The organism is Pseudoalteromonas mucoides (assembly GCF_049257175.1).
In the GTDB taxonomy this organism is placed as follows: Bacteria; Pseudomonadota; Gammaproteobacteria; order Enterobacterales; family Alteromonadaceae; genus Pseudoalteromonas.
Genome location: NZ_JBMMUC010000015.1, coordinates 14774 through 40529, shown reverse-complemented (window position 1 = coordinate 40529; position 25756 = coordinate 14774). Strand labels below are relative to the sequence as shown.

Genomic DNA, 25756 nt, shown 5'->3' with positions numbered 1-25756 from the left:
CAAGGTATGAGGAGGTTATATTGATGCGTTTAAGATTAATTTTAGCTATTACGTCTGTATTGTTTATTGGGCTTAGTGAAGCAAGCCAACGCATTAACTTACTCGATCCAAAACTTAGTCAGTTTGAGAACGTTTATTCGTATGGACAAGCAAAGTTCGTCAATGGTGAATTACATTTAATTTCACCAAAAAATTGGTTTTTTACTACAAAACAGCGTTATGACAACTTCATTTTGTCTGCTGATATTAAGATGCCGCAGGTCAAAGAATATAATAATTCGGGTATTATTTTTAGAGGACAAATTGAGCAGGATGCCGATGGTCAAAGGGTTGTTGGTTATCAAGCCGAAATTGACCCCAGTGAGCGACGTTGGAGCGGCGGGTTATTTGATCAAGGCCGAAGAAAATGGCTTTACCCTTTACACCCTAAACGATCTAACCGAGATGATGACTTTATAAAAAGCTATTTACCCCCTTGGTCTGCACAGCAAGGTAGTGTTTATAAGCCGGGTGAGTGGAATAACTTGCGGATTGTGTGCGATGGACCCTCTATAAAAATCTATCTAAATGGAGTATTAACAACATATGTTGAAGATACTAAAGATAAACGGGGAGTGATAGGTCTTCAACACCATGGCAGCAAGTTATATAAAGAATCTGGTCATAGCGAGAATGTGGTTAGGTTCAAAAATATCTTCATTGAAAAGCTAAATTAGAATAAAAAAATTCAAGCAAGGAGTATGTTAGATGTATGACGTAATCGTGGTGGGGTCAGGTATTACCGGTGGTTGGGCTGCCAAAGAATTTTGTGAAAAAGGCTTTAAAACTCTGGTAATAGAAAGAGGCCGGCATATCGATCACCAAGGCTCTGAATACACAGATATGCAACCACCTTGGCAAATAGAGAACCGAAATAAAGTTCCTGAATATTTAAAAGAAGAAGGCCGATATGCCATCGTTGAGCGTAAAGGTTATTTTAAAAATGCCACAAAACAGTTTTTTATTGATGATAAAGAGCACCCGATATCATATCCAAAAGAGAGCCCATTTAAATGGATAAGAAGTTATCAGTTAGGTGGTCGCTCATTAACTTGGGGAAGACAATCACTTCGGTGGGGTGTTAAAGACTTTCAAGCCAATGCCAAAGATGGTAATGGCGTCCCTTGGCCGATAGGCTACGATGACTTGGCTCCTTGGTATGACTATGTGGAATCTTTTATTGGTGTGTCAGCGAATAAAGATGGTTTAGATACATTACCGGATGGTGTGTTTCAAAAGCCGTGGGAGATGAGTTGTGCCGAGAAATTTATAGCTGAGAATTTAAAAAAGACATATAAAGATAGGCATTTAATTATTGGTCGTTCTGCGAATCTTACTGAGCCAACTAAAGAGCAAAGTGAGCTCGGGCGCGGTCAGTGTCAAGCACGGTCATATTGCAATCGAGGTTGTACATTTGGCGGATATTTTAGTTCACTATCTGCAACATTACCCGCAGCAAAAAAGACAGGTAATTTGACAATTGTGACAGATTCAATTGTTGAAACTGTTGATTATGATGATAAGTCAGGCAAAGCGACCGGTGTTACAGTGATCGATGCTCATACTAAAGAAAAGCGTCAGTATCGTTCAAAGGTTGTCTTTTTGTGCGCCTCAGCATTAGGTTCAGTACAAATACTTCTGAACTCTAAATCTAAGACATTCCCAAATGGTATCGCTAACTCTAGCGGTGCCGTAGGTCATTACATTATGGATCATTTTTCTGGTGTTATTGCTGATGCAAAAGTACCGGGTTTTGATGATAAATACTCGATAGGCCGCAGGCCGATTGCTACTTACATACCAAACTATCGACACGAGCAGACAGATGATGCTGACTTTATAAGAGGGTTTGGTTTTCAAGGTACAGCTCAACATAGAAGCAATACAGGCACGAGCGCAAAAAAAGAAGGTATTGGGGCTAAAGTAAAAGATGCTAGTAATCAACCAGGCCCTTGGCGTTTTAGAGCAATAATGTATGGTGAAATGCTGCCAAAATTTGAAAATCATGCGCGTTTGCACACTACAAATAAAGATCAATGGGGTATTCCTATATTGCATATTGATGCTCGGATAAGAGACAACGAGCGTAAGATGATAAAGCAAGCAGCGAAAGACATTAAAGAGATGTTGATAGCTGGTGGCTGCGTAGATATAAAAGTTAATGAGTTTCCAGAAACTAAGCCAATTGCGGTTGGCGATCGTGTGCATGAAATGGGTGGGGCTTGTATGGGAGAAGACCCTAAAAGCTCAGTTTTAAATAAGTGGGCACAAAGTCACGATGTTAAGAACCTGTTTGTTACAGATGGAGCTTGTATGTCATCTTGTGCAACTCAAAACCCTTCATTGACTTATATGGCTATAACCGCTCGAGCTGTTGATTATTCAGCTAAGTTAATCTCGCGGGGCCATTTGTAAGGAGGTTTCAATGTCTAATATTAATATCAGTCGCCGCTTGTTTATTGGTGCATCAGTTTACTTTGTCACCACACCTATATGGGCATCTGTTTTTAATACAGCTACCGCGCTATCTGTCTTTACTCAAAACGGTCAATTTTTTACGGCGAAAGAAATTACTATTTTGACAGATGTTGCCGAAATTATGATACCTAGAACAGAGATGCCTGGTGCTACAGATGCACATGTTATTAATGTACTGGATGGGCTAATGCTTAGCTGGGCCGGTAGTGAAACTAAGCAAAGATATAGGTCTATTGTTAAACAGATAGATCAATTAGCATTATCAACTTTTAACGTTGATTACCAAAATGCTTCAAAGTCAGACAGGGAGAGTTTGCTTATTGAACTCGATAGACGAGCGTTTTCTCAACGCTCGACGGAACTATCTATAAGCTATAGAAAGTTGAAAGAGATGATATTTCATATATTTTATACGGCAGAAGAAGCTAATCCTAATTTTATGTTGGTACCAGGGACTTATAAAGGGGATATCAGCAAAGAGCAGTTAGATTTATATAATGCTCGTGGAAGAGTAAGCTAAATTATCACAATATTTAATAACTCTGAGCAAAGCCATCACTAAGATGGCTTTTTTTATATGAGTGAAATATTTCTTAATACGACCTAATTTGATCAGTATCAATCAAATCGGGTCATTTAGATTCGTTTTATTTACTTTGCAAATTCAAAGAACCCTGTTAATTATGCTTTAAAGCTCAAATATTTCAATGTATATTAAATGATCACTTTCTTATCTGTATGTTATTTAAGGTTTTTGTCATAAAAAGACCGAAAGTGATTATTTTTGATTTTAAAATGATTTTTGTTGTGTTACCGTATTGTTAATTAGCAAGGCTTAGTTGTTAATTTAGGAATGTGTAAAGCAAGCTCATATAAAATAAATAGTAATCAACACACACACAATTTATGGGGAATACAATGATGAATAAAGAGAGAAAAAAATTGACCTCAACGACGCTAATTGGTGGTTCGTTAGGGTTAGCTTTGACTGTATTTGCGCCTTCAATTTTAGCTCAAGAAGTTAAACAAGCAATCGATACGAATCAAGAGTCTTCAAAAGCTCAAGAAAGAGAATCTGAATTTGAGATTATTGAAGTACAAGGTATTCGTAGCTCATTGGAAAATGCTCTTAATACAAAAAGAGATGCCCCGTCAATTGTAGATGCTATTTCTGCCTCAGATATTGATGCACTACCTGCGCTAGATTTAGGTGAAGCACTACAAGCAGTGCCAGGTGTTCAAATTGAACGTTCTGGAGAAGGTAGACAATCAGAGATCAGCTTACGTGGTTTAGGTGGCGGTTTTGTGAAAACGACCTCAGCAGGTCAAAGCTTTGCTACGCCTAGTAGAAGTTATAGCGATGTTGGTTCAAGTAACCCATTCGCAGCATTTGAAGCAAGTGTTTTCGACGGTGTGACAGTTGTTAAATCACCTACTGCGGATATGCAAGCAGGTGGCATTGCCGGTATCGTTGATAAACAATTACAACGAGCGCTCGCAAAACCTGATGGTAAATATAACATCAGCATGGGTGGTCGCTATGAAGATTTAACTCAAAATTGGGATGAATCTATAAAGTTTTCAATGAGTAAACATCTTATTGAAAATGAACTTGCAGTAGCCTTTAAAGTCGCTGGATCAGGTCAAACTTTCCGTCGAGATACTGCTAACTTTACAAACTATGCTCCGCTAATTGGTCAAAACGATGCTGCAACGGATGCGAACTTACGTGTAAACTCAGAAACCATCGATGCATATCGTGCCAAATACGGTATTCCCGAGGGCGCAGCAATCCGTAGTCCTTCTTCAATACGAAATGTAACTGAGTACAGTGACGGTGACCGTATTTCCTTTACGGGTAATATAGAGTGGAGACCAACCAGCGATATGACTGTTGGTGCTCACTTACTATACACTAAGCGTGACTTAGATAGTGGTACAAAGCAAGATGCACAATTTAGTGCAGGTTATAATCAAAACAAACCGCAAAATAGTGATAGGTTCTACATGATAGAGCCTGATATGAACACTGCACCTTTTGTATATGATAGCTTGGAAGATGGTACCCCTGTATATGGGGTTAGCAAAACTGCTATCACAGATGGTGAGTATCTGTTTACAAATCGTGAAACAACTTTCTTTGAAGAAGCCAAGGGTCTATTTTTATATGGCGATTATGTTGTAGGCGATTGGACTTTTGATGCAATGCTTACGCACTCCGAGTCAGAGAATAAGTTCCAGAATATCGGATTAGATTTTAGACATACAGGTCACCATAAAGAGACAACAAAAGTAAACGGGGTTAATGTAGATACTGTACCAACAGGTATTGATATTCAATTAGACTCAGCTCAAGGTGATTTAAACCAAGCTTCTGTTGCTGCCCAAGGCTGGGATAATTGGAACTATGATGTTGACTGGCAAAGCCCTACCGCGTTAAATGCATTGTCGCTTACTACAGCTGATGCACTAAACGATGGTCGTCGCTTAAGCCATTACATTACAGGCCGAATTGATAACCCTGTACGTGAAATGTCCACTGGTGAGTTTGATGCTAAGCGATATGTAGACTTTGGCTTCGGCGACGGTTTTATGTTTGGCGCAGTGAAGTTTGGTGTACGCTACAGTCGTGAGATGCTGGAAAATTTTGATCAACAAATTGGTGCTGTAGGTGTTAATGCTGATGCGGTAGGTAGTTTCACAATTAGTGATGCACTTGTTTCTGATGGTCAAACAGAATTCTTTAATGGTAATTTCCCTGGTACATTTGGAGCTGATTCAGGCTGGCAAACTATTGATAATTTATCTCATATTACAGCCTTACAAGATGGTATGGCAGATGTAGAAGGCGGTATTAAAGCCGGTGACAGTGGATTTTACGAACGCTTTAATGGGCCACACCCACAGCGATATGCTACAAATTTTGATGTTGAGCAGACTATAGCTTCAGCATACTTTATGACTGATATATATGGTGAAATTGGCAATGTACCATGGAGTGGTAATGTTGGTATGCGTTATGTACATACTAATAATGATTTTGATGGTATCAAGCGAGATCGTGAAGCCGGTGATATTTTAGTAGCGACTAAAATTAGCGATGATTATGATCATTGGTTACCTTCAATGAATTTATCGTTTGAACTACAAGAAGATCTTATCTTCCGTACTGCATATAGTAAGGGTTTTGTACGACCAAACTTACGTGTAATGACGCCAACTACAGAAGTAACCGGTGGGAATACAAACGTTAAGGTTGATAAACCAGCGAGTTTTGTTAAGCCTTACGATGCAGATAACTATGACTTATCACTAGAGTGGTACAACCGTGATGGTAGTGCAATCTCAGTTGGTCTTTTCCGCAAAGAGTTAACAGGCTTTTTTGAAGATAGAGACACATGCCCAGAAGGGGATGATATTGTAATTGATGCGTTAGGTAGCGATGTGGTTCGTGAAGATAATGCGGCTACAGGCGGTTTTACTTGTACGCAAGTTGAACCTTACTTAGGTGATGATGGTACAGAGTATTTCCGTTCAGTTCGCGTTGTTGAAAAGTATAATGACACCGACACAATTGAACTGACTGGTGTGGAATTAGCTATTCAACAGAAACTTGACTTCTTACCATACCCGTGGAATGGCTTTGGTGGTGTGTTTAACTATACTTATATAGACCAAGATGGCACGGAAGATAGCACGCTATATGCAGTAGCACCTGAGTCGTTTAATGTTATTGGTTATTATGAGAATGATGGCTTTAGCTTCAGACTTGCGTATAACTGGAAAGATGATTCATACTTAAAAGGTACAAACTCTTACCTAGGTGTACAACCTCGTGTGCAAAAAGCAACGGGCCGCTTAGATCTTGTAACTTCATATAAGTTTACTAAGAACTTTAGAGCGTACTTAAGAGGCTATAACTTAACTGATGAACAACGTTATGAATACTGGGGTAACAACGAGAGCGCTGTTTCACGTGTTGATTACACTGGCCGTATTTATGAAGTGAGCTTTAGTTATAGTTTTTAGTCTTAACACTAATTACTAATTAAAAGCCTAGCAATTGTTTATTGTTAGGCTTTTTTGTTTTCTCTACCTTAATTTAATCGCATGCTCTTCGGTAACTAACGCTAGTACTAATTTTGGTGCAAAGTACAATCTGTGTAATCATTTTAAAAGTCCACTCAAACTTGGGCAACGATTATGCTAAAACTATAAATGTGGAAGCTGGGAAATTTAAATGTCTATATTCAAATAAGGTTATCATCAACACCTTTACCGCTACTGTCATCAGTAAGATCTCCTAAAGTCGCTCCTCGTCTAACTTAACAACAAATCTAGCTTAGTTCAGAGTTATATGAAGATGTTGAAATTTCAATTAAACCTTTATTTGAAACCGTTCAAATAAAGGTTTAATTGAAACGGGATGAGGAAAAGTTATGAATTCGAATAGGCTCTTCTGGCAGGTGTGATTCATTAGTGGCGGGCATGATGATCATTTCTTACTATTAGAGCGGGCGAGATGAGCTTGGAGGCATATGGTGATTAATATATAAGGCTTAACGAACCGTCTTTTCACCTCTAAAGTTACATTAGTTTAGATTTAAGCGTTATTTTTAATTAGGCTTAATATTTTGTTCATGTAATTTATAAATTGTTGTTAGGTTGATAACTATCACCGTAGCTTCTAGTAATATTCCACCTAGTGATTCAACTATAATATTATTTATAAGCCATAAACATGAGCCTATAAATACAACCAAGCGCATCTTGATCCCATTGAGGCAAAATAAAGCATACGTACCTATACACGACCCAGCTATTGCTATGTAGTCTGTCCATTGGTTTACAGTAAAATATCCAATTAAAGCAGTGAGTATAATGAATAACCCAGCGATCCATTTTGCTTTTGTTTGTATTGATGTTGCTGTCCTCCCGGCAGCGAATAAACAACATAATGAGGAAGTTACTGCATTTAATAAGTAAAAGTGTAATGCATGATTTAAATTCATTACAATCATCATGATTTTAAAGCGGCGATCATCCTTTTGAATAAAACACAACATCGCTAAAATGTAGCTAACAAACCCTAAAGCTTGGGCAAAATAAATATCAAACACTGACTCTCCTTTTTAATACTGCTCGTGCAGAGCACCACCAGTTAAGTTGCTTTTTATAGACTTAATTCGTAGAAGCTTATTTTTGCTGTAGATGAAATAATGAACCATCAGAGCGTGTAACCGTGATGGTCATAATTTTGAATGTGTTACTCGTCAGTGATATAAACGGTGCCAACAGTTGATTTATCTAGTAGTTCTTGCCATTCACTCGTGTTCCAATTTAAAGAGTTCCCTCGATTAATGGCGATACGCATATTACTAACAAACTGACTAAAGTCTCTTGTTTCCCTATCACGAAAAGATAGCGCTAATAAATAGTAGTACTCCGGGTTATTGGCGTGTGTATGCTCAATGTTTTTTAAATCTTGCACTGCAGATTCAATATTGAGTAAAGATTTATCATGGGCCGTAAGCTTAATATCGATAGCTCTAATCGCTGCATTTACATCACCTTTATTCATCGCAGAGGAGAACCAAAATAATGCCTTGCTTTGATCTTGTTGCACCCAAGGACTGGAGTTCAAAATCATGCCTAAGCGAAATTCAGCACGAATTAGACCATATTTACTAGCTTGGGATATCCAATAAATCCCCTCTGTGATATTTCTTTGCTCCCTATACAGTAGCATTCCATATTCATACATCGCACTAGGGTGACCTAGTTTAGCCAGAGCTAATAATTTTTGTTCAGCTTCTATTGGGTTTGATGTTAACCAAGGAAAGTTTAGTAATGCCATCGCATATTGATATCGTTCGTTAAGTTTTGTTCCTTGTTTTAACCTCTTAGAGGTACGCAATATTTGTGCATACATAGGTTCGTTTTTATCAATCAAAATTGATTTTGAATAAACTGCAGCGCCAAGAAATACTCGGTGAACAAAATTTGTTGGTTGATTATCTATAGATGGTTTTGGTTGCGGGAACAGAATAAACTCGTTAATGAGCCTTGAAGCTGGCCCTCCCATGTTTTGAACTTCGTAATAATTGCGAATCGATCCATCTTCAGCAATATCAATATCTAAGATTAGATAAGGTTCTTTAGGGGTAGGCATATAAGTGGCATCTTCATTTCCACCTTCCTCAATGGCTAAGTTATTCAAATTAGCAATTGAGTCTTCCATAAAGTCTTCACTGTAGAAAGCACGCTTTAATTTTTCGCTGCCATCAAAAGTAATGTGTTTAGATAATGAATCTTGTTGAATAATAGGAAAGTACTTGGCATCAATAGCTTGCTTTCCAAGCTTGCTTTTATAATCATTCATTACTTTTATAAAAGCAGCTTTCGATTCTGGAGCGAGTGTCACAAGTGTGTTATCTATCACTTTTTGTGCATCAAAATAGTCATACTCTGCCGCCAAAGAGTAGTAAATAAGGGCATTAATAACATCCTGTTCCACCCCTAGGCCTTTCGTGTACATTCTTGCTAGCTGATAATATGCATGCGGGTTACCAAGCTTAGCGGCTTCCATATAGCCGGTTTTTGCTAAATCATATTGCTTAGCTGTGAAATAACTGTCTGTTTTTAGAATGTCAGCAGCCTGTACCGTCAATGTATTTATGAATGTAGCGAATAAAAACCACTTTATTGTTGTTTTCATCAAATTTCCAATATTAAGAATGGTTGCTGAGAAGTAACTTCATTGTCAGGTAATATATGCGATAAAGCCCATACATGTTTGCATTGGGCTTTATCTGGATTGTTCTTAGTCTAAATGAAATACCTGATTTATAGGGGTAACAACGGGCGAGTTATCGGTGTTTGTTTCCATAATATCAGCCATGTACGACCACCACTTTTTTACAATAGGCGCTAAAGGTAGTGCGTCCATTGTGTGGTTATCTTCTCTTTTTAAAACAGCAAAAAGCTTATTAGACGATGGATCATGAAATATTGAGTAGTCACAAACCCCAGCATTTTTTAATTCTGTGACAAGCTCAGGCCAAATTTCGTCATGGCGCTTTTCGTACTCAGCTTCATGGCCAGGTAGTAAGGTCATAGTGAATGCTATTTTTTCCATTTTTATGCCCCTATTTATCAAAATTATCTAGGTAACTATGCCACTGTGCTTGTGTGGTTATTTCACCAGCAGCTTCCCATGCAAACCCTGCATAATATTCAAGAGAGCCATTTTCTTCAGAGTTCGTAAATAACCAAATATGGCTTTCATCTTTTGTCTCTTTAGGTATATGTTGAATGTCTTTAACCTTATTAGGGTTTATAACGACGCCTGTGCCTAAAGCCATTGAATCAAATGTTTCCCAAGCTGAAATTCGCCCTGATTTCTCATTATAAGCAACTGCCGCTTTTTCATCGTGAGTTGTAATGCCGATTGCAATTGGAAGTGAAGCAGGCTTACCATTCAGTTTAAACACCGAGTTTACTTGATATAAGTTAGAGCCCATTGGTAATGAGATGGTCTTTGATTCGTTCACAAGTCCTAGTGGTGTTTGAAATTCATATTCTAAAGTGAATACAACATTATCAGGGCCATTGGTGTGGATCTTATAACTCTTATAGTTATGGGCTGTATAATCTTTACCATCAACCCAGATAGCTGAACCACCAACGCCACGGCTTATACCTACGTGATATGGGTCATAACCTTCACCTGTATCAGTATGGTAGGAACCAGTTCCATTAAATGTTTCTTCGTACCACTTGTTAATGATTGAGTAATCTACTTTTTTTAGCCAAGCATCTACACCACTAGCATGACCTTTTAAAGGAGCTGCGGGACCATAAACACGAAATGCAACTTTGTCATTTTCCCATGCAAAATCGTCTTGTCTTTTTGGTACATACTTCGCGTATGCTTTTACCTCATTGTTGAATGAGTGAGCTGTTGCTTCAACTGAAGTTGATGTTTCTGCGCAACCGAACATGAAAGCGCAACTTGTCGCTATAATTAGTAGAGAGGGAGTTTTAAAATTATGCGAGTTTTTCATCGTATTACCTATATTGTGTGTCTTTATAATTGGTGAAATTAGTAGAAATTAATTTACTAAGAAGCTAATCAGTTTATTTACTATTGAGCCATGTATCGTAACTAATTCATTGAACTTTTTGACAGGCTCTATTGTTGATTCTTTCGGGACTGAGTATGCAACATTGAAACTAGTGACTACCACAATAACAATAGCGATAACGTTATGCCTTCTTTTTAAGCCCGCCGAAGTATTATTAGCTTGTTGTTTTTTGAAATTTAGCGACATAAAAATAGTTCCTGCTGATATGTTTTGATTTACTTATTTGCATGTCCGTGATTGATATTGCATCATAATGACCATTATTGCAATATAATGTGTGGTTATTACTCGTTATAGGCTTTATGTTTATTGACTTAATTTAAAATGCAGAAGGCACTAACTTTTGAATAGACGTAATTTTCTTATCGGTGGAGCTGGATTAACGACTGCTGCCATCGCCACATATCATTTCGATTTATTGGCGCAGTTAAAAAAAGAGTATCCTAATGTACTAATGCTCATAGTGGATGATTTAAATGACTGGATAGGACCACTGGGTGGTCATGCTAATACAAAGACCCCGAATATTGATCGTTTGGCAAACATGGGTACCGTATTTACTAATGCGCACGCACCAGCGCCACTGTGTGGCCCGTCGCGCGCAAGTATTATGACAGGTATGGCGCCATCCACTACGGGGATTTATGGTCATGTCGAAGACAATGATATTAAGTCTGCAAATGTTAAAGCGAGTCAATCAATATTCTTAAGCGAGTACTTTAGTCAACATGGCTATTATACTGCTGCAGTTGGTAAGGTTTTTCATAAGCGAGTAGCTGATGCCAGTTTTGATAAATATGGTGGTCGGCAAAAGGGGTTTGGTCCATACCCAGAAGAAAGGATGAAATGGCATGATCCTAGGACAAATACGGATTGGGGGGCGTTTCCTGATACTGATGAGCAAATGCCTGATTTTGAATCTGCACAATGGCTAGCTAACCAGTTAGAAGAAGACTACGATAAGCCCTTTTTTATGGTTGGAGGATTTCTTCGCCCTCATGTACCTTGGCATGTGCCTCAAAAATGGTTTGATATGCACCCAATAGAAGATATCGAATTGCCTCCTTATTTTAAAGACGACTTAAACGATGTGCCTGAAATTGCAAAAGCTGTAACTGAGCTACCGATGATGCCCACAACAGAGTGGGCTATAGAAAATGATGAATGGAAAAACATGGTACAAGCTTACTTAGCTAGTATTTCATTTGTTGATTCATGTATTGGTACTGTCCTGGGTGCACTTGAGAATAGCAAGTACGCTGAAAATACAGCTGTGGTCTTGTGGGGAGATCATGGTTATCAACTAGGTGAAAAAAGTAAGTTTGCCAAAATGGCTTTATGGGAAAGAGCCACTAGAACACCGTTAATAATTAAGCCACCAAAGTCTTCTGCTAAACAAGTGAGTAACCGCCCTGTTAGTCTACTGGATCTATACCCTACATTGATTAAAATTTGTGGTTTGCCAGATAATCCATTAAATGAAGGGCAAGATTTATCGCCATTATTGAATAAGCCAGATGCACAGTGGGAACACGCAGCTGTAACGACATATGGGCCAAATAATCACGCAGTAAAAACAGACCGTTATCGTTATATTCGTTATGAAGATGGTAGTGAAGAGCTATACGACCATGATAATGATGAAAATGAGTGGAATAATGTTGCTGCATTAGATGAATATCAAGCAATTAAAGAGCGTTTAATTGGCTTTCTCCCCAAAGAGAATGCTAAATGGTCTGCTGTGTCTGATTATACAGGCAATCCATATTTTTCTGAGCTGACTAAAAAAGCATTAATAGGAAAATAAAATTTTCTTAGGTTGTTTCAAAATAAAGATAATATGCTATCTCATGATGTTAATTTAAGCCAAGTATGGGGAAAGCAGTTAATTAATAAACCTGATTAGATACGCGTACATACAGCGTACCTAAAACAAATGCTTGAATAGCTCCCTCAAGCCCTATACATATTTTAACTGATGCGGTAGGCATTATATAGGGGAGAAGCTTACAAGTTATCGTCCTAAATGAGGCAATTTAGGACGATAAAGTTATACGTTTTCTAATTTCGTTCCTTTGGTTTCAGTTACTAAGTAAATAACAAAAAGTACTGATATGAAAGCAAAAAAAGCATAGAGCGAATACGCAAGGGCAAGCCCTCCACCGGCTAGCAATATCGGAAAGGTCATAGTAACTAAAAAGTTAGCCAGCCATTGAGCAAGACCTGCAACCCCTAAGCCTAATCCTCTCATGTTATTTGGAAATATCTCGCCGAGCATAATCCACATTACAGGACCCCATGAAAGGTTAAAAAAGAACACATATAAGTTGGCTTGTACTAGCGCAGTAAAGCCCCAATCGCCAAGTTGTAATTGTCCTTGTGCGTCTATAATGCCATTAGAAAATGCGACAACTAGACCAATGAGCGAGAAGGTCATGCCTATTGACCCAATCAGTAAAAATGGTTTTCTGCCTAATTTATCAATAAGCGATAGAGTAATAAAGCATGCAACTAAGCTAATTACACCACTAATAATATTTATTAAAAGTGCATCCGATTCTGAAAAGCCAACGGCCTGCCATAATATAGCACCATAATAAAATACCACGTTAATACCGACTAGTTGCTGTAATGTTGCAAGTCCAATTGCAATATAAACGACTGGCTTTAGCTTGAATGTGTGTGATTGAAATAAGTTAGTTATCTTAGATTTTTTACTATTACCTAATGACAGCCTGATTTCTTCCCACATTGATTTGGCGTTTTTAGAACCAAATAGCTGCGATAGAATTTTCATTCCTGCTAGTTGTTTATTTTTCATTGCTAAATAGCGTGGGCTTTCTGGTATAAAAAGTAAAGTGACTAAAAAAATAGTAGCAGGGGCTAACTCTATCCAAAACATCCATCGCCATGTATCAAAGCCTGACCAAAGTACTTCGGTAGAGTTTCCTGATATTTTTACTAATGAATAGTTACTTAAAAAAGAGAAAAATAACCCTAAAATAATAGCAATTTGCTGAATAGAAGTAAGCGTACCCCGCAAACGTGATGGGGCTATTTCACTTATATAGGCGGGCGTTAGTATAGAGGCCGCACCTACCGCCATGCCACCAATCAAGCGATAAATTATAAATTCCCCCGAGGATTCCGCAATACCCGAGCCCCAGGCACTGATAATAAAAAGAACAGCGGTTACAAGTAATACCTTTTTACGACCAATGTGATCGGCACTTTTACCTGCTATTAATGCGCCAATAGCGCAGCCTAGCAGCATACTTGCTACATTAAATCCTGTTACAACGCTATCTGAGTTAAAAGCACCTTTGAGTCCATCAACTGTGCCATTAATTACACCACTATCAAAACCAAATAAGAACCCACCAATAGCAGCTACACAGGAGATAAAGAATATACGTAGTAAGTTCTCATTTTCGATACTCTTTAATTGAATAGATGTACCACTGAGTGTGGGATCTGTTGCTGTATTTTCCATTTTTTTATTCCTAGATTTTTATTATTCTTTATAAAACAATGTTAGACACTGTAAATTTATCTTTTGGTATTTTGATACCTTGCCCAGAGCCCACTGTCACAATTAAACGTCCTTTGTAAGCCACTGCACTACCTTGCTCATTGATATAAGTGAGTTGGTTTTTAGAAATTGTGAATTTAACATCGCTTTGCGCTTTGTGATTAAGAGTAACGTGTCTAAAGCCCACTAATTGTTTATTAGGAGTTTTAACAGGCGCGTCGGGCATAGAAATATAAACTTGAACAACATCGTCAGCTGTAAAACTGCTTTGGTTAGCGATTGTTGTTGTTAGGTTTAAATCGCCAGTGTCTGCGTTTATTGAATGACGTGTGTTTTTGTATTTAAAGTCTGCGTAACTTAAGCCGTAACCAAATGGGTAAAGTACCTCACCTTCATAATATTTGTATGTACGGTTTTGCATTGAGTAATTTTTAAAGTCAGGTAAATCTGAAACTGATTTATAAAAGGTGATAGGCAATTTACCTGATGGGCTAAAGTCGCCGTAAAGTAAACCAGCTAGCGCGCTTCCTGCTGCCTCACCTGGATAGAAGCCCTGAACAATGGCATCTATATTTTCGTTCTCCCAATTTAATGCCATTGCACTACCGCTCATATTTACAAGTACGATAGGTTTACCGGTCTGCTTTAGCTTTTTAAGTAAATTAAGTTGGCTTTTAGGTAAATTAATATTGGTTCGATCTCCGTGAGAAAACCCTTCAATTTGCAGTGGCATTTCTTCACCTTCAAGATTGGCACTAATACCGCCTACAAATACAATAACATCCGCTTCATTGGCATTATCTAGCGCTTGTTGAGTAAGGTTTTGAGGGTTTTTTAACCAGCCTAAACTCGCTGTTGGGTTAATAACGTTGCTATGCCAAAAATGATTGAACTTAGCTTGTGCAGTTAATATATATTCTTCATTTTTATTAAGTGTTATAGCGCCATTAACGGTTTTACCATTAAGTGTAAAACTCATATTGGTGGCTTTGAAATAGTATTGTGCTGTTTGCTCCGGTTTAATTATTCCGTCCCATTTAACAGCAAATTCTTGCTCAATAGAGTTGTCGATAGGGGAACGTTCCCAGCTAAAGTCGATATTTTTATCTATTTGTCGTTTAGCTGGTTGACGGTCAAAATTACTCGCTGGGTAATACTGGGCAATTAACCCTGGCTGCATTTGATTATTATGATCTAGATGAAAAAAATGTTTTGCCTCAATAGGTTGGTAATGTGTATAAACCTCACCGGTAATACTTGAGCCTGCAGAATATGTAAGGTTATTTTTACCTAGGCGTTTTTCTAATGCGTATTTAGGGGTAATAGGTGTGATAGGTGTGCCGTTGTAATTTCCTAATAAAATAGCGGTGTTATTTGCATTCGGGCCAATTAACGCTATTTTTTCGTTACCTTTTAAAGGCAGCAATTGTTTATTTTTAAGTAATACTAATGATTTTTGAGCGGCTTCTTCGGTGAGTTTTAAATGTTCTGCAGATCCAACTAACGTCATCGGTTTTTTAGAAAAAGGCACATTGTTAGCATCATCAAACATTCCTAATTTAAAGCGCGCATACATAAGGCGTTTTAAAGCTCTATCTATATCACTTTCTTCAACTAAACCTTCTTTTACGGCCTGAGTTAAATAACTATAGGTATTACCATGATGATCACCGCAATTTAAATCTGTACCGGTTTTAAGTGCCATTGCCGCAGCTTGCGCTTCTGTACTGACAATATTGTGTGATTTTACGTCATAAAAATCGGCAATAGCGCCACAGTCAGACACAATGTAACCTTTAAAGTTAAATTCATCACGTAATTTATTTTGGATTAACTCGTTGTTACCGCAAGCTGGCGTGCCGTTTACACTATTGTATGCACACATCACAGATGCTACATCCGTTTGTGCAATTACATCTTTGAATGCAGGAAGGTAGGTTTCAGCTAAGTCTTTATTGGAAGCTGTGTAATCGTCGCTATGCCTTGAAACTTCAGGACCGCTATGTACTGCATAATGTTTAAGTGTTGCAACTGATTTTAAGTATTTGTCGTTATTACCTTGTAAACCATTGATAAAATTAACTGCAATACGAGTAGTTAAGTACGGGTCTTCACCGTAGGTTTCTTGACCGCGACCCCACCGAGGGTCTCTGAATATATTAATATTTGGCGACCAATATGTTAAGCCGGTATACATCGAGCGATTATTTTCTTTTAAAAAAGCATGATGTTTAGCCCTACCTTCATCAGATATTGCGGTACCGACTCTTAACAATAAGTCTTCATCAAATGTAGCTGCAAGGCCTATTGCCTGTGGAAAAACAGTTGCTTTACCCGCACGTGCAACACCGTGTAGAGCTTCATTCCACCAATTGTATTCTGGGATATATAAGCGCTCAATTGCAGGTGATTTATCGAATAATTGACTAACTTTCTCTTCTAACGTTAGACGTGTTATTAAATCATTTACACGATCATCAATGGGGGCTGACTCATTTAAATAGAGTGGGATTGCTGCTGTCGATTGATCGTCATTAGCACAACCTACCAATGTAGCAAATGCCGTAAGTGCAAAAAGATTTATTATTTTTTTATTAATCATTGTTATCAACTCTTTATTTGTGTGTGATAAAAATAACTTAACAAATGAAATTATTAACATCGTCTAAGTGGAAGATGAATATGAATTTGAACGTATAAATACACGTATTTGCATAAATTTATACACTCATCAAAATAAAAACAGTTAATCATTGTTAATATATTACCTCCCTTGCGCTCTTAGTTTTAACTTATTGTTCCTTATGGCTATCTATAAAAACGTTAGCGTTTAAAATCAGCGCCATATTAGAAAAATAACTAATTTTGGCGTTCAAATAGATGTATTTGTGATTAATTAGGCGATTTTATACATTATTTATCTGATTCTACCTTTGCATGATAACCACACACAAAATAGGGTTGAAATTTAAAAAATACAAACAGTACTTTTTTGAATTTCAATGAGGGAGAATTATAATGAAAAAAAAACAGAACAGTTCATTTAAACTGTCCATAATTGCATCTGCAATTATTGCAACTTCTTTATCTAGCAATTTATATGCTGCTCAAGAAGATGAGAAAATAAAAGAAAAAGACAAAGATATTGAAGTAGTCATCGTTCAGGGAACACGTTCAAACTTAATTAATGCACAGAACATGAAGCGTGAAGGTGAGACTGTTCTTGATGCGATATCAGCAAAGGACATTGGTTCATTACCCGATAGAAGCGTACTTGAGGCAATCACCCGTTTACCGGGAGTGTCTATTGAACGCTTTGCTGCCGCTAACGATCCAGATCATTATGGTGTTGAAGGTAGCGGTGTTGTTGTTCGAGGGTTAACACATACCCGCAGCGAATTTAATGGGCGGGACACATTTACTGCAGATTCAGGGCGAGGGTTGAGTTTTCAAGATGTACCGCCAGAATTGATGGGGTCCGTTGAATTATTTAAAAACCAATCGGCAGATATGATTGAAGGCGGTATAGCTGGTACTGTCAACCTGGTTACACGTAAACCCTTTGATGCAGATGGTCGAGTAATCGCTTTCACTTTAGACGGAACATATAGCGATTTTGCAGATGAAACGACCCCATCATTTTCAGGTTTATACAGCGATATATTTGATTTAGACAATGGCAGGCTCGGTGTATTAGTTAATTATTCAAACTCTAAACTAAAAGCGCAGTCAGACGGTACGCAAATAGGGCGTTACGAACCACAAAATCAACGTGTTGATGGGCAAGCTGTATATGTACCTCGCACTACTCGTTTAACCCGTAAAGAAGATGATAGAGACAGAGAAGGTTTTGCAGGAGCACTACAATTTGAAAATGAAAGCAGAACACTTTTAGCGACAGCCCAATTTATTCGCTCTGATTCGTCATTAGCGTGGACTGAACACGCTATAGAAATGGCCGATGATGCTGTTATTAATGATTTAGTGGCTCTTGAAGGTACTGAATTTGATATTACTGACCAAGGGCTTTTTGAATCAGGTTTTATTACATCAAATGCAGGTTGGCGTGGTAATGATGCGCAGCGTCAACCACCAGGTGAGTTTGGTGCGCAACACGCGATGATCACACGTTTTAGAGATCAAGATAACGTAGTGGACGATTACGGCTTTAATCTTAAGTATCGCCCTAACGATACATGGTCGTTTAATTTTGACGCTCAATATGTAGAGTCTACATCAGAGATTTTTGATTTTTCTGTCATGGGCGCAACTCGCGCTGTAATTGGTATTGAACAAAACGGCTCAGAGTTACCTGATATTACTTTACTTGACCCTGCAAATAGCGGCGATGCAGGATTTTTTACCGATCCTCATAACTATTTTTGGCGCAGTGCAATGGATCACATATCTGATAATGATGGTAAAGAAGTTGCCTTTGCAGGTGATACACAATACACATTTGATAGTGGCTTTTTTACTAGCGTAAAAGTTGGTGCCCGTTATGCTAAGCGTGAGCAAACTACACGTCAGTCTACTTTTAATTGGGGATGGCTTTCTGAGGCGTGGGCAGGTAATGGCAGTGCATGGTTTGATGCACAAGGCGACGAGCTAGGTGCAAGTTTAGGCGATAGCTATGAGGAAGTAACTTTTGATAACTTCGCCAGAGGCGGGGTATTAAATGTTGCCTCAGAGGGAGCATTTTTGTTTCCTAAAGAGTCGTTTGTAAAAGACTACAATAATGCAGAATCTGCCTTTGCGCCTTTATCACCAAATTGGCAACGTTTGTCGAACAGAGACGGCGCGGTTGGAGATTTTTTAAATAATGAAATTAATGAAACGTCTGAAGTGAATAATGCGTTTTATATTAAAGGTAATTTTGAAGGTGAATTAGGTGACATGTTTTATAGCGGCAATGTGGGCCTTCGCTATGTAAAAATAAAAAATGAAACAGATGGCTTTTTAACATTCCCAGATACAGTTGGCGATATTAACGATGCATCCGATCCCGATAATTTTTTACCCTCGGATCAAGCGGCCTTTGGCAATGCAGGATTTACAGAGCAAACTGCAAACAGCGAATACACAAATATACTGCCTAGCTTAAATATAAAATTAAATTTAAAAGATGATTTAATTTTACGCATTGGCTTTTCAGAAGCTATAGCACTACCTGCTCTAGGAAACCTAAGAAACTTTGTAAAAATCACGCCTGAAGACTTAGTGATCACCTACGATGAAAGCTCAGATGAAAGACAAATTCAAGACGCACGCTATTCGCGCTATACAGCTAACTCGGGAAATCCATTTTTAAAACCAATGGAGTCATACAACTACGATTTAGCGCTAGAATGGTATTTTTCTGAAGGTGTTGGCTCGCTTACGAGTTCATTCTTTTATAAAGATATGAGTAATTATTTTATTAATGGCTCAGTAGATAGAGAGTTTGCTAATAATGGTGCTACTCAGGTAGTACAAGTAAACGGTGCTACAAATGGTGATGAAGGCTCTGTGCAAGGTTTTGAGCTGGCTTACCAGCAGTTTTATGACTTTTTACCTGGTGTCTTTAGTGGTATCGGGATGCAGTTTAACTATACGTATATTGAAGAAGAAGGGTCACCAAATGCAGGGTTATCACCAGATAAGCCTGATTCAACAGAAGGCGCTGATGTTGCATTTGATGGATTGCCTCTTGAAGGGCTTTCTAAAGACAACATAAACATTGTAGCTATGTACGAAAAGTTTGGCATAAATGCACGCTTAGCTTATAACTGGCGCTCTGAATATTTGCTAACCAGTAAAGATGTAATAACTCAATTACCTATCTATAACGAGGCGGGTGGCCAGCTTGATGGTTCTGTATTTTATAATCTAACGGACTCATTTCAAATTGGCTTACAAGGTACCAATTTAACAAACGAAGTGGCGCGTACTTCAATGCAAATAGACAACGATAATAATCGTATATCACGTTCTTGGTTTGCCAGCGAACGTCGATTTAGTATTATTTTGAAAGGTAACTTTTAATAAATACCATTAGTACATAAATAAACGCTATGACTACTTATTAAGCAGTCATAGCGTTTTGTTATATAAGGTAATGAAAAATGAGTGATTCAAGAATTAAGTCTATTGTTATAGTCGGTGGTGGGTCAGCAGGCTGGATGAGTGCCTCGGCGTTGGCTAAAGTTATTGGCTGTGATAATTATAGCATTAAACTTGTTGAATCTAGCGAGATAGGCACTGTGTCGGTAGGTGAGGCTACTATTCCGCAAATTCAGCTATTCAATACAATACTTGATATTGATGAATCTGAGTTTATTCGCTCTACAAATGCAACGTTTAAACTAGGTATTGAGTTTATAGATTGGAAGGAGAAAGGGCATCGCTATTTTCATCCTTTTGGAAATTACGGTACTAATATGGAGGCGCTACCTTTTCATCATTTTTGGTTGAAAATGCAAGATGACCCAAAATTTAAAAAAACTTCTAACTTATCTAACTACTCACTGGCATCGGTAGGTGCTTACGCCAACAAATTTATGCACCCGTCTACCCAGCAAAATACACCGCTAGCAGGTATTAATTATGCCTACCACTTTGATGCAACCCTTTATGCTAAATTTTTAAGTAAATACGCTATAAATAAAGGTGTTAAGCGTATTGAAGGTCAGGTTGATGAAGTAAAAACTAACCCTGTAACAGGAATGATAGAATCGTTAGTGTTAAACGATAACACTGTACTCAGCGGTGATTTATTTATTGATTGCTCAGGTTTTAAAGGGCTGCTAATTGAGCAAGCACTTAAAACAGGCTACGAAGATTGGACCCATTTACTTCCTTGTAATAAAGCGGTTGCAGCGCCTTGTTTATCTACAAAAGCACTAAACCCTTATACACAGTCTACGGCGCAGAGTGTTGGCTGGACTTGGCGAATACCGCTGCAAAACAGAGTCGGTAATGGGTTTGTGTATTCAAGCGAGTTTATGGATGACGATAAAGCTCAGAGTTTATTATTAAACACGCTGGAATCAAGCCCTCTAAATGATATAAATAGCTTACAGTGGGTTACAGGTATGCGTAAAAAAAGTTGGAATAAAAACTGTATTGCTATTGGTTTATCGGCAGGCTTTGTTGAACCACTCGAATCTACAGGGTTACATTTAATTCAGTCGGCTATTGCAAAACTGATGACCTTGTTCCCAAGTAAAGCTTTTACGCAGTGCGATATTGACTTGTTTAATCAGCAAACTGAAACAGAGTATCATCGTATTCGCGATTTTATTATTTTGCATTATAAATTAACAAACCGCGATGATAGTAAATTTTGGCGTTATTGTAAAAACCTAGAAATGCCAGATTCGTTAAAACAAAAAATAGACATGTTTAGTGAAAATGGGCGTATTTTTAGACATGACAACGAGTTATTTAACGAAACATCTTGGCTTTCTGTTATGCACGGACAAGGTATTAAACCTAAAAGCTACCACCCATTAGTTGATAGATTAAGCCCTGATGAAATTAAACGAAGATTAGAAAATATAGAGTCGGTAATAAGCCGTACTGCTGATGTTATGCCAGATCATCAAGCGTATATTTTAAATAAATATACGCATAACGCATAGAGCTTAATAATGAGGTGCGTACTAAACTATGTTTAAGTTTGATGCTCCCAGTGTTCTTTTCTGTATTGGGTGGGGGTACTGCCTACCAATTTTTTAAAAAATGTATTAAAAGTCGCTTTGCTGTTAAACCCTGCTTTATCCATAATGTCTAACATGGTCACTGTTTTATTTTCTTCTAATAGTAGTAGCCGCTTACTCTCTTCAATTCTGTAGTGATTTATAAACTCAAAAAAGTTTTTACCAAAGTGCCTATTAATTATTGATGAAAGGCTTCTAGATCCCATTCCTAATTGGTTCGCTAGGTTATCTAGTGTGAGTAAATGGTTTAGATAAGGCTTGTTTTGCAGCAGGTAGTTTTCAATTTTTTGTATTTTTTCGGGCTCAAAGACCTCTGGCATTTTACTCTGTTCGGTAGTGAGTGCGTCGTCAATACCTTGAAATATTTTTGAATGACCGGCACTAAAAAATATTAAGCTCGTTATTAGTAAAAGTACCGCGTAGTTAGAGGTAAGCCCTAATAGCTCATGATCGACAATAATCCCAACCTCATAAGACATAATAATGCCAAGTGAGACAAAAATAGCGTTTAAATGCACAACTAAAAAGCCGATAACTAAGGCTTTTAACCACGTTAGATCGACACTTTCTAATTCTGCAAATTCATTTTTTATATTATTTTGATATTTTTGTAGTTCTAAAAAGCACAAAACACTGATAGAAAGCCTAAAGCACTCTCGAGAAAAATAAATTATGCGATCGACGATAGGTGTGGTTTCAATATTATCATTTTGAAGTGCATTTAATTTTATATTGTTATCGAGCATAAGCCAATCTAGTGAGAAATAGATGGCATAAAGTATAAAAGGAATAAAATACAGTACATCAACTTTTTTAACTTCATAATTTTTATTAACTAACGATTTTATATAGAGTAAAAGTAGCGGGACTTCTAACCAAAATGCTAAGCCGAATGTATAAAACAAATTTGGCGATAAATTTAATGCAAAAGGTCTAAATGCTTCACCAAAGTTTATAAGATTATCCATAGGGATAGCGGCTTGAGTTAATAAAAAGCATGCAAGTAAGAAGTTACTTAATTTATTCCCTTTTTTCAGTGTAATTAAAAAAGCGCTAAATGATAAACATATGAATACGGTAAAAATTAAAGCGAGATCGTGTGTGTTAAAAAGTACTGCTTTCATAATTTAATATACCTTTATGAAAATTTTTATTTGGCACAAATGTGTCATTTACGTTGTTGTGTAGGTAAGCCAGTTTAACATTTAAAACACTTATCGTGTTCAAATAGAGCATATTACCTGTATTTGAACGCCTAAAGCTTCTATTTGAACGACTTCATGAAATCTTTGTAATAAAACTATATGCCATACTAAAAAAATTATCAGGTTATTAATTTAATGAAAAATTTTTATTCTTCATTTGTTTTAGGCTCGGTTTTAGGTATTGCATCTTTAAACGTATTGGCCAAAAACGATATAACACTCTGGCCAAAAATCGAACCGGCAATAGAAAATAATGCCGCAATAGAGGCTCAAATTACACACATAATCAATAAAATGCCGCTTGAGCAAAAAGTGGGTCAAATGGTGCAGGCCGAAATTACATGGGTAACACCGGAAGATGTCAAACAGTACCACTTAGGCTCAGTGTTAAATGGTGGAGGTACTTTTTTGCACAACGACAGAAATGCTAGCGTGTCTGATTGGGTTGCTTTTATGGATGAGCTCTATTTAGCTTCTATGGACACCTCTGAAGGGAGTTTGGCTATTCCTGTTACTTATGGAATTGATGCCGTTCATGGTAACAATAAATTTATAGGTGCTACTTTATATCCACATAACATTGGTTTAGGTGCAGCGCGAAACCCCGATTTAATTTATAAAATTGGTGAGGCAACGGCTAAAGAAGTACTACTTGCAGGGATAGATTGGACATTTGCACCTACATTGGCAGTTGCCAGAGATGATCGATGGGGGCGAACCTATGAAAGCTACTCTGAAGATTCAGAGATAGTTGCTTTGTATTCAAAAGAAATGATTGAAGGACTGCAAGGGAAAGTAAACACATCTAACTTTTTAGATGACGACCATATCTATTCTACCGCTAAGCATTGGGTAGGCGATGGTGGAACTTATCAAGGGATTGATCAAGGCGATAATAGAGAAACTGAAAAAGATTTAATTAAAAATCATGCTGCAGCTTATTTTCCGGCTATAAAAGCGGGTGTACAAAGTATTATGGCCTCGCATAATATGTGGAATGGACTGCGTTTACATGGCAGTAAATACCTGCTTACGGATGTGTTAAAAACTCGACTCGGTTTTGATGGCTTTATAGTAGGTGATTGGAATTCGCATAGTAAAATACCTGGCTGTACTAATGATAGCTGTCCACAGGCTGTAAATGCTGGGCTTGACATGTTTATGGTAGTAGAAGACTGGAAAGCTTTTATAGGTAATACTATAGAGCAAGTTGAAAATGGCATTATTCCCATTGAACGAATTGACGATGCAGTTAGGCGTATTTTACGTGTAAAAATGCGTTCGGGGTTATTCAATAAAGGGCTTCCATCAAAACGTAAATACGCTAACCAAAAACAGTTATTAGGTGATCCTGAACACAAAGCGATTGCAAGGCAAGCTGTGCGAGAGTCTTTAGTGCTGTTGAAAAACAATAATAATCTGTTACCGCTTAGCCCCAATAGTAAAGTTTTAGTTGCTGGTGATGGCGCTGATAATATGAGTAAGCAAACTGGAGGCTGGACAATTAATTGGACCGGCGAAGGTAATGTAAAGTCTGATTTTCCTGGGGGAACGTCAATTTTTGATGGTATTGAGCAGGCAGTAAACAAAGCAGGTGGTAATGCTGTGCTAAGTCCTGATGGCAGTTTTAATGAAAAGCCCGATGTTGCAATTGTTGTTTTTGGTGAAAACCCATATGCAGAGTGGATTGGTGACTTGAAATCGATTGCTTATCAGGCTCACTCTCATCGTGACGCTAAATTAATCGAGACATTAAAATCACAAGGCATAAAAGTTGTGTCGGTATTTTTGTCTGGTCGGCCACTTTGGGTTAATAGAGAAATAAACGCATCTGATTCATTTGTTGCCGCTTGGCTGCCAGGTAGTGAAGGCGTCGGTGTGGCTGACGTGTTATTTACTAATAAAAAAGGAAATACTGAATATGACTTTAAAGGTAAGCTCTCTTTTTCATGGCCTAAATATGCGTCTCAAGTTGTATTAAATAGATTCGATAAACCGTACGACCCATTATTTGCTTATGGATTTGGCTTAACTTACAAGGATAATGTAAATCTTGGTAGGTTAAATACTCACAATAATTTTGTATTTGAAGTACCTACTAATACACCCTATGTAATTATGCAGGGGAGGGCAAAAGGTGATTGGAACTATCAATTGCAAACAGAGCAAGAAACAAAGGATATCCAAACTCCGGTTGGTAAAATTCAAGGCTTAAGCATGATTGAAGCTGACAAGGAAATTCAAGGAGACGCAAAAGAATTCACTTGGACTGGCAGTAATCATGCATCTGCATTAATTAGCTCAACATGGTACAGAGAGGATTTATCGCAGTACTTAATCAATAAAAGTGCCTTAACATTTGACGTGCGTGTAGAAGCCTATCCAGAAAAAACGTTAAATGTTCAAATGGGTTGTGGTAGAAGCAAGTGTGGTTCGTTTGACATAGCGCCAATTCTTAAAGAATTTAAATTAAGTACATGGCACAAAATATCGATAGATTTATTGTGTTTTGCTAATAAGGGAGTTGAATTTGAACGCTCTAGTGCGCCATTTGTTTTATCAAGTGAAGGCGCAGCTAAAGTACGCGTTGCTAATGTTCAATTTAAGCCCAAAGCAAAAGAAGCAGCAAATATAAAATGCGGTGAATAAATGGCG

15 protein-coding genes are annotated in these 25756 nt (G+C 37.7%); 8 read left to right on the top strand and 7 right to left on the bottom strand.

All coding sequences use genetic code 11. The features are described 5' to 3' along the window. The first annotated feature begins 23 nt into the window (after positions 1–23). From AAEU30_RS16155 to AAEU30_RS16140, 4 genes are all read left to right on the top strand, one after another. Complete coding sequence (locus AAEU30_RS16155; RefSeq protein ID WP_421961381.1) at positions 24–716, top strand: 3-keto-disaccharide hydrolase; 693 nt, start codon at positions 24–26, stop codon at positions 714–716. A gap of 31 nt (positions 717–747) precedes the next feature. Next, positions 748–2454, top strand: a complete 1707-nt coding sequence (locus AAEU30_RS16150; protein ID WP_421961380.1) for a GMC oxidoreductase — start codon at positions 748–750, stop codon at positions 2452–2454. A gap of 10 nt (positions 2455–2464) precedes the next feature. Beyond that, entirely contained in the window at positions 2465–3037 is a 573-nt protein-coding gene (locus AAEU30_RS16145; RefSeq protein WP_421961379.1) for a gluconate 2-dehydrogenase subunit 3 family protein, read from the top strand. Between the two features lie 398 nt (positions 3038–3435). After that, positions 3436–6546 (top strand): TonB-dependent receptor, encoded by a 3111-nt coding sequence (locus AAEU30_RS16140; protein WP_421961378.1) that lies wholly within the window; start codon positions 3436–3438, stop codon positions 6544–6546. A 587-nt stretch (positions 6547–7133) separates the two neighbouring features. Here the strand turns inward: AAEU30_RS16140 and AAEU30_RS16135 are convergent. The 4 genes from AAEU30_RS16135 to AAEU30_RS16120 all read right to left on the bottom strand — a co-directional run bounded on the left by AAEU30_RS16135 (position 7134) and on the right by AAEU30_RS16120 (position 10520). After that, complete coding sequence (locus AAEU30_RS16135; RefSeq protein WP_421961377.1) at positions 7134–7637, bottom strand: YgjV family protein; 504 nt, start codon at positions 7635–7637, stop codon at positions 7134–7136. A 146-nt stretch (positions 7638–7783) separates the two neighbouring features. Next, positions 7784–9235 (bottom strand): tetratricopeptide repeat protein, encoded by a 1452-nt coding sequence (locus AAEU30_RS16130; protein WP_421961376.1) that lies wholly within the window; start codon positions 9233–9235, stop codon positions 7784–7786. A 105-nt stretch (positions 9236–9340) separates the two neighbouring features. Continuing rightward, positions 9341–9655, bottom strand: a complete 315-nt coding sequence (gene rhaM / locus AAEU30_RS16125; RefSeq protein ID WP_421961375.1) for an L-rhamnose mutarotase — start codon at positions 9653–9655, stop codon at positions 9341–9343. Positions 9656–9665: 10 nt separating this feature from the next. Beyond that, positions 9666–10520, bottom strand: coding sequence for a DUF4861 family protein (locus tag AAEU30_RS16120; RefSeq protein WP_421961374.1), 855 nt, complete (start codon positions 10518–10520; stop codon positions 9666–9668). Positions 10521–11007: 487 nt separating this feature from the next. On the opposite strand from AAEU30_RS16120, the gene AAEU30_RS16115 reads away from it, so the two are divergent. After that, entirely contained in the window at positions 11008–12471 is a 1464-nt protein-coding gene (locus tag AAEU30_RS16115; protein WP_421961373.1) for a sulfatase, read from the top strand. A 243-nt stretch (positions 12472–12714) separates the two neighbouring features. Here the strand turns inward: AAEU30_RS16115 and AAEU30_RS16110 are convergent, their stop codons facing one another. Then, on the bottom strand, positions 12715–14157 hold the full coding sequence (locus tag AAEU30_RS16110; protein WP_421961372.1) for a sugar porter family MFS transporter: 1443 nt from the start codon (positions 14155–14157) through the stop codon (positions 12715–12717). Positions 14158–14185: 28 nt separating this feature from the next. Then, positions 14186–16798 carry a glycoside hydrolase family 3 C-terminal domain-containing protein gene (locus AAEU30_RS16105; RefSeq protein WP_421961371.1) on the bottom strand — a complete coding sequence of 871 codons (2613 nt, stop codon included), beginning with the start codon at positions 16796–16798 and terminating at the stop codon, positions 14186–14188. Positions 16799–17214: 416 nt separating this feature from the next. Here AAEU30_RS16105 and AAEU30_RS16100 point away from each other — a divergent pair, with 416 nt between their 5' ends. Beyond that, entirely contained in the window at positions 17215–20220 is a 3006-nt protein-coding gene (locus AAEU30_RS16100; protein ID WP_421961370.1) for a TonB-dependent receptor, read from the top strand. Positions 20221–20300: 80 nt separating this feature from the next. Next, positions 20301–21818: a tryptophan halogenase family protein gene (locus tag AAEU30_RS16095; RefSeq protein WP_421961369.1), complete on the top strand. Its 1518-nt coding sequence runs from the start codon at positions 20301–20303 to the stop codon at positions 21816–21818. Between the two features lie 32 nt (positions 21819–21850). Here the strand turns inward: AAEU30_RS16095 and AAEU30_RS16090 are convergent, their stop codons facing one another. Beyond that, positions 21851–23020 (bottom strand): AraC family transcriptional regulator, encoded by a 1170-nt coding sequence (locus AAEU30_RS16090; protein ID WP_421961368.1) that lies wholly within the window; start codon positions 23018–23020, stop codon positions 21851–21853. A 216-nt stretch (positions 23021–23236) separates the two neighbouring features. Between AAEU30_RS16090 and AAEU30_RS16085 the strand changes: the two genes are divergently transcribed. Then, positions 23237–25750, top strand: a complete 2514-nt coding sequence (locus AAEU30_RS16085; protein ID WP_421961367.1) for a glycoside hydrolase family 3 protein — start codon at positions 23237–23239, stop codon at positions 25748–25750. The last annotated feature ends 6 nt before the right edge of the window (positions 25751–25756 follow it).

Coding starts and splice junctions, on each gene's coding strand:
- AAEU30_RS16095 (WP_421961369.1), top strand. CDS start 20,301: ATGAGTGATTCAAGAATTAAGTCTATTGTTATAGTCGGTGGTGGGTCA.
- AAEU30_RS16085 (WP_421961367.1), top strand. CDS start 23,237: ATGAAAAATTTTTATTCTTCATTTGTTTTAGGCTCGGTTTTAGGTATT.
- AAEU30_RS16110 (WP_421961372.1), bottom strand. CDS start 14,157: ATGGAAAATACAGCAACAGATCCCACACTCAGTGGTACATCTATTCAA.
- AAEU30_RS16145 (WP_421961379.1), top strand. CDS start 2,465: ATGTCTAATATTAATATCAGTCGCCGCTTGTTTATTGGTGCATCAGTT.
- AAEU30_RS16140 (WP_421961378.1), top strand. CDS start 3,436: ATGATGAATAAAGAGAGAAAAAAATTGACCTCAACGACGCTAATTGGT.
- AAEU30_RS16100 (WP_421961370.1), top strand. CDS start 17,215: ATGAAAAAAAAACAGAACAGTTCATTTAAACTGTCCATAATTGCATCT.
- AAEU30_RS16120 (WP_421961374.1), bottom strand. CDS start 10,520: ATGTTCGGTTGCGCAGAAACATCAACTTCAGTTGAAGCAACAGCTCAC.
- AAEU30_RS16090 (WP_421961368.1), bottom strand. CDS start 23,020: ATGAAAGCAGTACTTTTTAACACACACGATCTCGCTTTAATTTTTACC.
- AAEU30_RS16150 (WP_421961380.1), top strand. CDS start 748: ATGTATGACGTAATCGTGGTGGGGTCAGGTATTACCGGTGGTTGGGCT.
- AAEU30_RS16155 (WP_421961381.1), top strand. CDS start 24: ATGCGTTTAAGATTAATTTTAGCTATTACGTCTGTATTGTTTATTGGG.
- AAEU30_RS16130 (WP_421961376.1), bottom strand. CDS start 9,235: ATGAAAACAACAATAAAGTGGTTTTTATTCGCTACATTCATAAATACA.
- AAEU30_RS16105 (WP_421961371.1), bottom strand. CDS start 16,798: ATGATTAATAAAAAAATAATAAATCTTTTTGCACTTACGGCATTTGCT.
- rhaM (WP_421961375.1), bottom strand. CDS start 9,655: ATGGAAAAAATAGCATTCACTATGACCTTACTACCTGGCCATGAAGCT.